General features: G+C 45.6%; 10 protein-coding genes. 7 read left to right on the forward strand and 3 right to left on the reverse strand.

Annotated features, from left to right (window positions below):
• Nucleotides 1–51: 51 nt before the first annotated feature.
• Nucleotides 52–2,862, forward strand: a complete 2,811-nt coding sequence (locus MHO32_RS22175; protein ID WP_239214030.1) for an Hsp70 family protein — start codon at nucleotides 52–54, stop codon at nucleotides 2,860–2,862.
• Nucleotides 2,863–2,934: 72 nt separating this feature from the next.
• Here MHO32_RS22175 and MHO32_RS22180 read toward each other — a convergent pair whose 3' ends face one another.
• Nucleotides 2,935–3,129, reverse strand: a complete 195-nt coding sequence (locus MHO32_RS22180; RefSeq protein ID WP_005377692.1) for a hypothetical protein — start codon at nucleotides 3,127–3,129, stop codon at nucleotides 2,935–2,937.
• Nucleotides 3,130–3,215: 86 nt separating this feature from the next.
• On the opposite strand from MHO32_RS22180, the gene MHO32_RS22185 reads away from it, so the two are divergent.
• Nucleotides 3,216–3,902 (forward strand): DNA-3-methyladenine glycosylase I, encoded by a 687-nt coding sequence (locus MHO32_RS22185; protein ID WP_017819464.1) that lies wholly within the window; start codon nucleotides 3,216–3,218, stop codon nucleotides 3,900–3,902.
• Nucleotides 3,903–3,986: 84 nt separating this feature from the next.
• Here the strand turns inward: MHO32_RS22185 and MHO32_RS22190 are convergent, their stop codons facing one another.
• On the reverse strand, nucleotides 3,987–4,964 hold the full coding sequence (locus tag MHO32_RS22190) for a Gfo/Idh/MocA family protein (RefSeq protein WP_239214033.1): 978 nt from the start codon (nucleotides 4,962–4,964) through the stop codon (nucleotides 3,987–3,989).
• An 11-nt stretch (nucleotides 4,965–4,975) separates the two neighbouring features.
• A complete protein-coding gene (locus MHO32_RS22195; protein WP_239214036.1) occupies nucleotides 4,976–5,263 on the reverse strand; it encodes a putative quinol monooxygenase in 288 nt (95 codons plus the stop codon).
• A gap of 103 nt (nucleotides 5,264–5,366) precedes the next feature.
• On the opposite strand from MHO32_RS22195, the gene MHO32_RS22200 reads away from it, so the two are divergent.
• From MHO32_RS22200 to MHO32_RS22220, 5 genes are all read left to right on the forward strand, one after another.
• Complete coding sequence (locus tag MHO32_RS22200; RefSeq protein ID WP_239214048.1) at nucleotides 5,367–6,245, forward strand: LysR family transcriptional regulator; 879 nt, start codon at nucleotides 5,367–5,369, stop codon at nucleotides 6,243–6,245.
• A gap of 427 nt (nucleotides 6,246–6,672) precedes the next feature.
• On the forward strand, nucleotides 6,673–8,016 hold the full coding sequence (locus MHO32_RS22205) for a sodium/glutamate symporter (RefSeq protein WP_047513657.1): 1,344 nt from the start codon (nucleotides 6,673–6,675) through the stop codon (nucleotides 8,014–8,016).
• 229 nt (nucleotides 8,017–8,245) lie between these two features.
• Nucleotides 8,246–8,737, forward strand: coding sequence for a type II secretion system protein (locus MHO32_RS22210; RefSeq protein ID WP_005451816.1), 492 nt, complete (start codon nucleotides 8,246–8,248; stop codon nucleotides 8,735–8,737).
• 271 nt (nucleotides 8,738–9,008) lie between these two features.
• Nucleotides 9,009–10,751, forward strand: a complete 1,743-nt coding sequence (locus MHO32_RS22215; RefSeq protein WP_005444420.1) for an ABC transporter transmembrane domain-containing protein — start codon at nucleotides 9,009–9,011, stop codon at nucleotides 10,749–10,751.
• A complete protein-coding gene (locus MHO32_RS22220) occupies nucleotides 10,751–12,529 on the forward strand; it encodes an ABC transporter transmembrane domain-containing protein (protein WP_005444422.1) in 1,779 nt (592 codons plus the stop codon). Before MHO32_RS22215 ends, MHO32_RS22220 begins: the two co-directional genes overlap by 1 nt.
• Nucleotides 12,530–12,778: the final 249 nt, after the last annotated feature.

The raw sequence follows: 12,778 nt of genomic DNA on the forward strand, positions 1-12,778 counted from the left end.
AAATCAAACGGCATCCAATCGGGTGCCGTTTTTAAATACACGAAGGTTTGTATGGCATCTCCTCGTTTTCTTGTTGGTATTGACCTTGGCACCACAAACACTGTGGTGGCGTATTGTGAAATAACCGACAACCTTGAACAATCCGAAGTATCCCTATTCGACATCGACCAATTGATTGGTCCGGGTGAAGTGGTTCGTAAGCCACTGCTGCCCTCTTTCCGCTACCATCCTGCGGTTGGTCAAATCTCCCCTTCTGACCTGACACTCCCTTGGGAAAACGAACCTGTTTCCGGCGACATTAGTAATGTGATCGTGGGTGAATGGGCTCGTGAATTAGGCGCAAAGGTGGAAGGACGTCAGGTATCCAGTGCTAAAAGCTGGTTATCGCACCAAGCAGTGGATCGTAGCTCTGACATTCTTCCTTGGGCTGGTGCGCAAGACGTAGATAAAGTCTCACCCGTTATTGCCAGCGCAAGCTACCTCAACCACATTCGTCAAGCATGGAACTACCGTCACCCTAGCAATAAGCTAGAAGACCAAGATGTGGTTGTGACCGTTCCAGCATCGTTCGATGAAACCGCTCGTAAGCTCACGCTTGAAGCCGCTGAGTTGGCAGGTTTGAAAAAAATCGTCCTGCTCGAAGAACCGCAAGCCGTATGTTACGACTGGTACGCACGCCACCAGCAAACCGCAGCTGATGAACTCAAAGAGTTACCGCTGATTCTGGTGTGTGATGTGGGCGGTGGTACTACCGACTTGAGCTTGATTGAAGCCAGTTTCTCTTCTCAAGATGAACTAGCCCTTGATCGTATTGGTGTTGGCGAGCACTTGATGCTTGGTGGTGATAACCTCGACTTAGCATTAGCACACCTTGCAGAGAGCCGCTTCAACCAAAGTAAGAAGCTCACTGCTGCAAGCCTGACTAAGCTGATTCAGCAAACTCGTAAGGCGAAAGAGAACCTACTTTCAGCGAGTGCACCTGAAGAAGTGAAGATCACCATGCTGGGCAGCGGCTCGAAACTTCTTGGCGGAACAAAGAGTATTGGGCTGAGCAAACAAGAAGTGCACCAAATCGCTTTAGATGGCTTCTTCCCGCTTTCTGATTTCAGTGAAGTGCCAGACAAACGCCGCAGCGCCGTTGTTGAGTTTGGTCTTCCATACGTCGCTGACCCAGCAGTGAGCAAACACGTTGCCGAGTTCTTAACTCAGCATCAGCAAGTGTCCCGTGCCGCTCTTGACCTTGAAGACGACAAACAAAATGCCATTCCAGTCGGTTTGCTACTTAACGGTGGTGTGTTCAATAGTGAACTTGTGACTGAGCGAGTCACTACCCTACTGTCCGATTGGCGTGGTGCTCCGGTTACGGTATTAGATAACCCACATCCAGATTGGTCTGTTGCACTAGGTGCTGTTGCGTTTGGTAAAGCACGTCGTGGTGCACAGCTAAAAATTGGTGGTGGTGCAGCGCGTTCTTACTTCTTGCATCTTCAAGAGAAGAACAAGATGGGCAAAGCGCTCTGTTTGCTTGCAAAAGGCACAGAAGAAGGTCACGAGATCCGCTTAAGTGGTCGTCGTTTCTCGCTTACTCTAGGTGAACCTGTTCGCTTTAACCTGCTGACTTCTACCCACGACACCTTAACCAATAACACCGCTATTCAAAACGGCGTGATGGTGGACGTTGACCCCGACTTATTTGCTCCTCTGCCACCTTATATCACCACCCTTGAAGGTGAAGGCGCTGAACTGCAAGCCAACCAGAAAGAGCGCGTAGAAGTGCAACTGGCGTGTCAGTTGACCGAAGTCGGCACGCTTAAGATGGAATGTGTCAGCGCAGAAGATGACAGCAAACGTTGGGAGCTGGAGTTCGAAGTTCGTAACAAGCAAACCGACGACAGCGAGCAAGTTAAGCTTCACCCTAAACTGAACGAATGTAAGGAGCTGATCGCTCGCCTTTACAGCGGTAACAAGAAAAGCGCAGAAAGCAAAGAGATCAAAACCTTAGCCAAAGATCTTGAGAAGAAACTGGGCAAACGTGACGAGTGGGATTTCACTACCCTACGTCAACTTTTTGATACCTTTGCTCAAGGTCGTAAGCGTCGCCGCCGCTCTGAACAGCACGAGAAAAACTGGCTTCGTTTAGCAGGTTTTGCACTGCGTCCGGGCTTTGGCGATCCAACCGACTCATGGCGCATTGAGCAAGTTTGGGGTCTCTACCAACAAAACATTCAGTTTAAGAACCATCAAGGTTGGACTGACTGGTGGGTATTCTGGCGTCGTATCGCAGGTGGTTTAAGCCAAGAGCAGCAAGAGACTATCTTGGCGGACATCGCGAAATACCTACACCCTGGCGCGATGAAAAACCCACAATCAGCCAAAGCGGCGCAAGACATGGGTTATGAATCCATGGTTCGATTAGCGGCATCGCTTGAACACCTAGAAGTCGAAGACAAAGTTCTATTGGCTACGTGGTTCTTGAGCAAAGCCATCAACCATAACCAATTCGAACAAGCGCACTGGTGGGCAATGGGTCGTTTGGCATCGCGTACGCCTTTGTATGGCAGCCAGCATAACGTAATTCCTCGTGAACAAGCGGAACAATGGTTGCCTAAGCTATTAGAGCAGAACTGGCAGAAAGAGCCAATGATCGCTTTCGCAGCCGTGATGATTTGTCGTAAGACGGGCGACCGCCTATTCGATATCTCTGACGACTACCGTGAGCAGGTACTGGCTAAGTTGAAGCAAAGTAAGGTGCCTGAATCTTGGGTATCACTGGTTGAAGAAGTCAAAGAGCTATCTGAGAGCGAATCGAAGCGTATCTTTGGTGATGCACTCCCAAGCGGTCTGACGCTGGTAAACAACTAAGCTCCCATGCTTATAAACGCAACAAAGCCCTTCATGAGAAGGGCTTTGTTTTGTCTGATTCTACTTGCTGACTTAGTTCATTTCCGTATTGATCACCACATCACGCGTTTCATTATCCATATCACTGATGCCGACCACTGAGATTTCACGGTCAGATAAATTCTCAATCATGCTGTCTTCCAACCCACCGTCCGTCATCCACGCATAGAATTTTTCTGCAATACGATCCGAACCTTCCCCGACAAACGTTAATGTGACCTTCTTCATTTGTGACACTCCATCAATTTACGATTCAGCCACTTAAGCGTAGTATGTTTCGCAAATATCGACATAAACTAGGACTAACTTCTTTTATGAGTATCGAAAAATTTGACGCGATTTATCAGCGCGCTGCTGAGCGTAAAGGTGGTGAAGATCAACTTGAAGCGCTTTTGTCTCATCCACTAAGCAAAGAAGAATTGGCAGCGATTCCCGATGACCGTTGGCTGGCCGCTTTTTCGATGAAGGTATTCCAAAGTGGGATTTCGTGGAGCGTGGTTCGCAACAAGTGGCCGAACTTCGAAGAAGTATTCTTCGGATTTAAGATTGAGCCCTTGTTAATGCTGTCAGACGAGCAATGGGAAACCAAAGCAACCGACAAACGCATCATTCGCCATCTCACTAAAGTCATGTCGATCCCTGCTAATGCTCGTATGATCCACGAAGCAAAAATCGAATACGGCTCGTTTGGCAAAATGGTTGCCGATTGGCCGCAAGAGAAAATCACCGACCTATGGGCATATTTGAAGAAACACGGTAATCGCCTAGGTGGAAATACCGGTCCTTACACACTTCGCCAAATGGGCGTTGATACCTTTATCTTGTCTAGCGACGTCGAGGCTTACCTGCGTAATTGCAAGATCATTGAAGGTGGCAAAGACACTAAAAAGTCGCTCGACGCCACCAACAAAGCGTTTGTGCAATGGCAACAAGAAAGTGGTAGAAGCCTGTCTGAAATCAGCCAAGTTATTGCGTTCAGCACCGGCGATAATCGCATTTAACCGAGATTAAACCCAAAATACAAACGGCGCACTGATCATTGGATTTAGTGCGCCGTTTTTATGTTCATTGGTTCAAGTACAGACTTACTTTGAAGCCAGTGATTCCCACTCAGTCAGTATCTGCATAATGCGGTGAGAGTCTTCCCATGTTGCACAAGGGTTTTCTAACGAGGTACGCCCCTCCTCAACCGCTTGGCGAATAGTGCGCACTTGATAGAAGAAAGCGTCCCCAGCTGCCGGTACAAACACTTCACGCTTCGACGTCTCGTAAATTTCCACACTAAACTGGTTATCTTGCGTTGGTAGCCATGGGTTCGAGTCTAACGTAATACAGCCTTTGCTACCCAGAATGGTGAATTGGTGTTTCAATCCGTGATCTTCGGCGGTATGCACGCTCGCCGTTTGTTGCTCACCGAATTGCATCATCAAGCTCGATTCACAGATATTCCCATCGTTACCTCGTCGACCAATCGCCGTCATAGAGCGGTTTCCAAAGGCTTGTTCACCCAACATGGTTTTCACCACCAAGTGCACCAATGATATTGGGTAGCAACCTAAATTATACAAAGCGCCTTTGCTGTCTGGATTAACAAACTGCGCAATCGACGCAATATAAGAAGTATGGATGGAGCGAAGTTCACCGATCTCTCTCGATTTAAGCACCGAAAGTAACTCGCTGATCAACGGATGATGCAAGTACATCAAGCCTTCAGCAAAGAATACCTTGTGCGATTCGACTGCCTTTAGAGCCAGCTCAGTTTTTTCCATATCTACCGAAAGTGACTTCTCACAAAGAATCGCTTTACCCTGCTCTGCCGCTTTGACGATAAAGTCATGATGAAGGTGATTTGGCAGTGCGATGTAAATAATGTCGACTTGTTCATCGGCAATCAACGCATCGTAATCGGTGAAGGTATTCTCGATGCCATATTGCTCAGCAAATGCATTCAAGTTCCGTTCCGAACGTCCAGCAACTGCGTAGAGCTTACTCTTGTCATCGCCTTGGATTGCCTCTGCCATGACACCTGAGATAAAGCTTGTGCCTAAAATGCCCCATTTCATGTTCACGTCTCCTATTGAGCTTGAGTTTCGAATGCTTGAACTAACTCCGCCATTTCAGCCGCAATAAACGCTTGTGTATGCGGCATAGCAAAATGCGCTTCAATCGCGGCGCGGTTTTCATATTGCTCCCAAAGAATCACACGCAGTGGTTCTTTCGAATCGTAGGTCGCATTCGCTTGCAAACACCCAGCTTCGCTCTGCATATCAAGGCAAAATTGTTCAATGACCTCAACCACTTGTTGTCTTGGTTTATCGGCATTCATTTTCAGTTCGGCGGTAACAAAAATCGTCTTGCTCATGATGGATCTCTTTCTCCACTCTTAATCATACGTCCACTGTAATTAACCTCATATGATTGATAAACTCTGCTTTAGTTATTTCTTTATCAACTCTGGGTGTGTAATGGATAAATTAACAAGCATGAAGGTTTTCGCTTACGTGATCGAACATGGCAGCTTTCGTAACGCCGCACACCACTTTGACATTTCACCGACCATGGTTGGCAAACACGTGAGCTTTCTTGAGCAAAACTTAGGTACGCAGCTGATTCATCGCACCACGCGCAAACAGTCCTTGACCGAAGCTGGCAGACTCTACTATCAAGAGTGCCACCGCATTATTGAAGACATCACCAACGCTGAGAACCTAATCCAGACGCTGATCAACCGCCCAACTGGAACAGTAAAAGTTAACTGCCCAGTTACCTATGGTAAAAGGGTGATTGCGCCCATCGTGGCTGACTTCTTAGCAGAATTTCCCGAACTGAACGTTGAGTTAATGTTGGATAACAGTTTGATTGACCCATATCGAAGCGAAGCAGACGTGATTATTCGCATTGGTGAGTTGGTCGATTCATCGTTAGTTGCAAGAAAACTCGGGGAATACGACATGACTTACTGCGCCTCACCCTCTTACCTTGAGCAACATGCCCCTATCCAATCGCTTGATGACCTTGAACATCATCATTGTTTGGGATTTCAGTATCACCAAGGAGAAAGCCAACAAGTGGTGAACATGCCATCTAATACCTTTGGAAACAGCAACACCCGATTAACGTCTAATAATGGTGATGTGCTTAAGTTTGCCGCGTTAAAAGGCTCTGGTGTTCTTCTACAACCAAAGATCTTAGTTGAACAAGAAATCCAGTCTGGCGCGTTGGTAGAAATTCTCCATTCACACATTCCCAAGCCAAAGCCGATCCACCTGCTTTACCGTTCAAAACAGCTTTCCCTTAAAAATCGCACCTTCGTCGATTTTGTTCTTTCTCATGTGAGCCAATAATACAAACAGACAAAACGGCTGTAATTTAACCAAGCAATTAGTTTTTATTGTCGATATAACAAATATTATTTCTCATTAATTATCTTTATTTTTCATACTGTTAGTACAGAACGCTCATTTGATGAACATAATTTATTGATTCCCATCAATTGCATTGCCCTGACAAAGTGACTAGGATTGCCGCCTTTCCTGAGTGAACTATCAAAATAACATCGAGAAATTTAATCTAATTTCTCTCCAAGTTCGTGTGTAATCACGACATTTGCACTCATTTCAAACTGCATAAGCACATTCCTTTGCTTATGAAAACGACATTGATTTCTCAACACTTTTGGTCACGTATGTGACTTTTTTCGTTGGGAGCGATTTTTCAATCAAGGTTGGTCACAAGGACGCTACCCCTTGACTGCATTTACTGGAGGATAAAATGCCTAAAGGTCTAATGCTGACTGACTTAGCCATTGCTGGCTTACTATTGATTTTGGCAAAAGTCATTCGCGTTCACACGCCACTACTACAACGTATGTACATTCCATCGGCGGTTCTCGCGGGATTATTCGGTCTGATTTTTGGACCAGCCCTGCTAAACATACTGCCGTGGACCGATACATTTACCGCTAACGCAAGCCTATTAACTGCTGCACTTTTTTCTGCGTTAGGTCTGGCAACTGATGTCCCATCACCTAAGACCGTCGCACAGCGCGCTGGCTCATTGTGGGCATTCAACCAAATCGCTTCTGTTTCACAGTGGTTATTTGCAGCAATGTTTGGTCTCGCGATCACTACCTTCTTCTGGCCAGAGATTAATCCAGCCTTTGGCGTAACAATGTCTGCAGGCTTTATGGGCGGTCACGGTTCAGCTTCTGTTGTTGGCGAAATATTCACGGGGCTTGGTTGGGAAGATGGCTTCACACTAGGTTTAACCTTCGCAACCGTGGGTATCTTCATTTCGATTTCTGTCGGCATGCTCATGCTGCAATTCGCATTGAAGATGGGTTGGATTCGTAGCTTTACGACATTCGACAGCATGGACGAACACGAACGCAAAGGCCTTGTTAAACCTGATGATCAAGAACCGGTAATGAAAGACACTATGTCTTCCCTGTCGGTTGATTCTTTTGCGATTCACGCCGCATTGGTGGTTGTAGTAACGGCGTTCTCCTATGTTGCTGCTAACTATTTATCTTCCTTCCACGATAAGGTGCAGATCCCAACGTTTGTAACCGGGTTCCTTGGCGGTATGTTGGTTCGAATTGTCGCAAAGCAGACCAAAGCGTCACGTTACCTTTGTGATGGCGCGTTCAAACATGCAGCGGGCATCAGCACCGACTATTTGATTATCTTCGGTATCTCTGCAATCAAGATTACCGTCTTGGCTCAATACTTAATGCCTATGGTAGTACTAGCTCTTGGCGGCGTATGTTTCACACTTTGGTTAATCTTTTGGGTGGCTCCACGCATCATGGGAGACGATTGGTTTGAAAAAGGCATCTTCTCTTGGGGTTGGCTGACGGGTACGGTTGCAATGGGTATTGCCCTACTGCGTATTGTCGATCCAAAGATGCGTAGCAAGGTACTTGATGATTACGCCATCGCTTATGTCCCAGGCTCAATCACTGACATCTTCATCATATCTTTGATGCCAATCGCGATGTATAACGGCATGCACTGGCAAGCGCTTGGCGTTGGTCTAGCTTACATAGCCGTAGTTCTTTTCATTTGGCGTTTTGTTTTCAAACAAGGCTCACAGACCGCAACGAATCCATCATAACGACCTGATTTACCGAGCCTCATTTTAGCTGAAATGGGGCTTTTTCTTACTGATATCTCAATAACTTTTTATGTAAAAACAAACACACTTCAAGTTAAAAAAATGAGCAATTTGTTTTATATATAAGAACATGACTACTCATCGCATAACTTCATTCTTTTTCAATACCTTTCCAGCCATAATTTTGTTCCAGAATAGCAGTCTATAAAAGCAAATTCGGAGGTTGGCTGTGCGTAATTCCAAAGGTTTTACTCTGATAGAATTGGTGATTTGTATCGTCATTCTGGGAATAGTAAGTGTTGTGGCGTTTCCAAAATTTTTAGACATCCAAAAAGACGCCCGTATTGCGGTCTTGCATGGCGCAAGAGAAGCTTTGATGACCGCAAACAATCAAGTTTATGCGAAAGCAGTCATGCAATCTCAAGAACAAGTCGATGGTGGAGAGGTCAAGAATATTGACTTGGATAGCGATGGTGTTAAGGATTTAATTGGCTATTACGGATACATAAAGAACGTAATACCTGCACAAGAACTCGCTGGTTTTGACCCTCAATTAACTATCAATCGATGGTATGGCGTGGATGATGAAAACGAACCTTACTTCTTGATTGGCTTTGCTAATAAGCCCGTAGATATCTCTCATCTTTGTTATGTTGAGGTTTACTACCCGAAAACATCAGGTGGTCAAATAAAATACGGAATTCAAACTAGAGACTGCTAAAACCATTCGGAATGAGCTTCAAGAGTATCACTTTTGAAGCTTTTATCCCCTAACAACCCAAAACCCTTCAAAACTCCAATTTAACAATAAATTCACATTATCTCGTTACATCCACACCTTTCAGCGATACATAAGGCAGCAAACCACACTGTTCCTTCCAAATCGACACATTGTATTGTTTTTCATTTCGCTCAAAAATTCCGCTTGTAAACTCATTAATTCGCTCAATAATAGTTCTATAACAAATTCAATAATTTAAGCAGGAGGCGAAATGAGAATATTCTGGCAGCTGCGTTGGTACTTCCAACTCAAATGGAAACAATATGTGGGGTCAATCCTATTGTTTGCCGTCATTTCAGCCCTTCAACTTGTTCCCCCTAAAGCAGTCGGCATTATTGTCGATGGTGTGGTTGATAACACGCTAGAAACCAGCACCTTACTGATGTGGTTAACCGGGCTTATTGCGTTATTTTTTGCGATATATGGCTGTCGAATTCTGTGGCGTATCTGGTTATTTGGCGCGAGTTGGGAATTAGGCACTATTTTACGTAACCGACTCTACCGCCATATATCCACGCAACCTCCTCGATTCTTCGAAAGATACAAAACTGGCGACCTGATGGCTCGTGGCACCAATGACGTGCGCAACGTCGTGATGACAGCCGGTGAAGGCGTATTAACCGCGGCAGATTCGGTGATTACGGGTATTGCTGTTTTCATTATTATGGTGACACAAATCAGTTGGAAGCTGACGTTAATGGCTCTTTTACCGATGCCATTCCTCGCGATCATCATCTTTTTCATTGTTCGCATTCTGCATAAGCGTTTTAAGATCGCACAAGAAGCTTTCTCCACAATGTCAGACATGACTCAAGAATCATTGAATGGCGTACGTATGCTGCGAGCTTTTGGGTTAGAAAACCAAGAGCAAAAGCGTTTTGAAGATGTCGTCGATGATACTGGCGAGAAGAATATCGCGGTAGCTCGCGTTGACGCACGTTTTGACCCAGCAATCCAATTGACCATTGGCATGTCTTTCTTCCTAAGCGTGGCATCAGGTGCGTATTTAGTTGACCAAGGTGATATTACACTTGGGGATTTGACCGCATTTACCATGTACTTAGGTCTTATGATCTGGCCGATGTTGGCATTCGCGTTCTTGTTCAATATTCTGGAACGAGGCTCTGCTGCGTGGAATCGCCTACAAGAAATATTTGATGAGAAGCCAGAAATCATCAGTGGCGATACACCATTAGGCACGGATCCATTACCTTTGCAGATCAAGATTAATGAGTTCCACTGGTCAAAAGATCTGCCCGCTGCGCTCACCGATGTTCACATCACTTTGGAGCCTGGAAAAATGCTCGGCATTGCAGGTCCTGTCGGTAGTGGCAAATCAACCTTGCTAACCCTACTGCTTCGTCAACATGACATGGACAACGGTACGATTCAATTTGGTGATATCAAAATCAAAAACGCACTCTTACCAGAATGGCGAAACCGCTTTGCCGTGGTCAATCAAAGCCCGTTCTTGTTCTCTAAATCTATCTTCGACAACATCGCTCTAGGTAACCCTGACGCATCAAAAGAAGACGTTTATCGTGCGGCGAAACTAGCTTGTATCCACGACGATATTGAGAAGTTTCCTGAAGGCTATCAAACAGAAGTGGGCGAAAAAGGCATTACCCTCTCTGGAGGTCAGAAACAACGTATCGCTATTGCTCGTGCCATGTTGCTCAATGCACAAGTGCTGGTCTTAGATGACGCTCTATCTGCCGTTGATGGGCGTACAGAGCATCAAATACTAAAGAACCTAGAGACGCATTACCGTGAACAGGCGTTAATCGTCATCGCTCATCGCCTCACTGCGTTAGAGGCAGCCGAAGAGATTGTCGTACTCAACCACGGTCACATCGCAGAACGTGGTCAACATCGCTCGCTTCTTGAGCGGCAAGGTTGGTACGCAGAGATGTACCAATATCAAAAACTAGAACAAGCAATGGAGGACGAATAATGAAGCAATCAACAACGTTTAAACGGTTATTGTCTTACCCATTGTCGCAACCAAAGCCGATGTTAAAAGGCTTAGCACTGCTGTTTATAGCCGCGTTAGCCAGCGCGGGTGGACCTTGGCTCGTTCAATACTTTATTGATGAACACATCGCGAAAGGTGATTATTCACGAGATATTTTGATTTCATTGGCAGCGGGCTACATCGCATTACAGCTTATTTCAGCGACGTTTCAATATTTCCAATCGCTGCAGTTCAGCATTGTGGCGACCAACACAATAAAAACGATTCGCAAACAAGTTTTCGCTGGCGTCATCAAGCAACCCTTGTCCGAGTTTGATTACACTCCTGCTGGTAAGTTGGTTTCAAGAATCACCAACGACACGGAATCGCTGCAACAGTTTTACGAACTGCTAATCGCGACGGTAGTGAAGAACGCGGTGATGATCTTGGTAATGCTTGGGGTTATGTTTTACATGAGCTGGAAACTGACGATCGTGGTGTTAGTGCTCCTACCTATCGTTATCGGCTTCATGTACCTGTTCAAAAAACTAAGTACCGAAAGCTACCGCAACATGCGTGATTTACTGACAGACATTAACGCCAACTTGAGTGAGTCTATTCAAGGCATGAGTGTAGTGCAGTTGATGCAGCAAGAAGAACGATTCAACAAGCAATTCAACGGGCTCACCGCAGATCATTTAGTCGCATCAAAGAAAGTTATTCGTTTGAACGGCTTCCTACTGCGTCCGCTCATGGATTTACTCGCGGGTCTTGCACTACTCTCACTCGTTGCTATCTTTGGTTTTAATGGCGTAGAAATGATTGGTGTCGGCGTTCTTTATGCCTTCATAAGCTACTTAGCGCGCGTAACTGAACCTTTGATTGAAATGACTCAGCAGTTGGCATTACTTCAGCAAGCATTAGTATCGAGTGAGCGAGTGTTCGAGTTGATGGATGCGAAAGAACAAACCTATGGTGACGATCACCGCCCACTCCAAACGGGTGCAATCGAATTGAGCAACCTCACTTTCAGCTACGATGGCAAACAAGACGTGTTGAAAGACATTTCTCTCAAAGCTGCTCACCAAGACTTTATCGCTCTTGTTGGTCATACCGGCAGTGGTAAAAGTACCCTCGCATCACTACTGATGGGCTTTTATCCAACGAACATCGGTGAGTTACGCATCGATGGTCGCCCATTAAAGTCCCTAGGAAAAGACGTACTTCGTAAAGACGTTGCCATGGTTCAACAAGACCCGCATATTTTACCTGCTAGCGTAAAAGAAAATATTTCTTTAGGTAGAGCGGTCGAAGATACTCAAGTTTGGGATGCACTAGAAAAGGTAGGATTGGCAGAACAAATTCGTCGTTATCCGAATGGTCTAGACACACAACTTGGACAAGGCGAAACGAATCTTTCTGCAGGTCAAAAGCAGTTGCTTGCGCTGGCGCGTGTTTTGGTGGCTAAACCAAAAATCCTTATCTTGGATGAGGCAACCGCGAACATCGATTCGGGTACTGAAGCTCTGATTCAAAAAAGCTTAGAAGTTCTGCGCCAAGATATGACGCTTGTCGTCATTGCGCACCGATTATCGACTATTTTAGATGCCGATCAGATTATCGTTTTGCATCATGGCGATTTGGTTGAAAGTGGCACGCACAAAGCGCTGTTAAAACACAATGGACGATACGCGCAGATGTACCAGCTTCAGCAAGCAAATCGACATATTCAGCAACTTGAAGAGGAAGATGACAAACAGTTTGAGGAAGCTGTTTAAACAGTCTACAGACCCAGACATTAAGCCCGTTGGTCATACTGCGGGCTTTTGTTTATCCCCAATACCGGCGAACCGACTCGATGTCTCGTTCCCCGGTTTCCACCACCTTCATTTCTAACATTCTTAGACTATACCCAAGTAACCTCGAGTTGCTAGGTTCAGCGAGAATGACTTGGTTTGTAGACGCGGCGACGATTTAAAGATCTAGTCACTCTAAATCAAGAATCGGCAACAAAGTATACAAGCCAA

Source organism: Vibrio sp. MMH1-50 (assembly GCF_022347645.1).
Lineage (GTDB): Bacteria > Pseudomonadota > Gammaproteobacteria > Enterobacterales > Vibrionaceae > Vibrio > Vibrio harveyi.

Coding starts and splice junctions, on each gene's coding strand:
- MHO32_RS22175 (WP_239214030.1), top strand. CDS start 52: ATGGCATCTCCTCGTTTTCTTGTTGGTATTGACCTTGGCACCACAAAC.
- MHO32_RS22190 (WP_239214033.1), bottom strand. CDS start 4,964: ATGAAATGGGGCATTTTAGGCACAAGCTTTATCTCAGGTGTCATGGCA.
- MHO32_RS22180 (WP_005377692.1), bottom strand. CDS start 3,129: ATGAAGAAGGTCACATTAACGTTTGTCGGGGAAGGTTCGGATCGTATT.
- MHO32_RS22200 (WP_239214048.1), top strand. CDS start 5,367: ATGGATAAATTAACAAGCATGAAGGTTTTCGCTTACGTGATCGAACAT.
- MHO32_RS22195 (WP_239214036.1), bottom strand. CDS start 5,263: ATGAGCAAGACGATTTTTGTTACCGCCGAACTGAAAATGAATGCCGAT.
- MHO32_RS22220 (WP_005444422.1), top strand. CDS start 10,751: ATGAAGCAATCAACAACGTTTAAACGGTTATTGTCTTACCCATTGTCG.
- MHO32_RS22215 (WP_005444420.1), top strand. CDS start 9,009: ATGAGAATATTCTGGCAGCTGCGTTGGTACTTCCAACTCAAATGGAAA.
- MHO32_RS22185 (WP_017819464.1), top strand. CDS start 3,216: ATGAGTATCGAAAAATTTGACGCGATTTATCAGCGCGCTGCTGAGCGT.
- MHO32_RS22205 (WP_047513657.1), top strand. CDS start 6,673: ATGCCTAAAGGTCTAATGCTGACTGACTTAGCCATTGCTGGCTTACTA.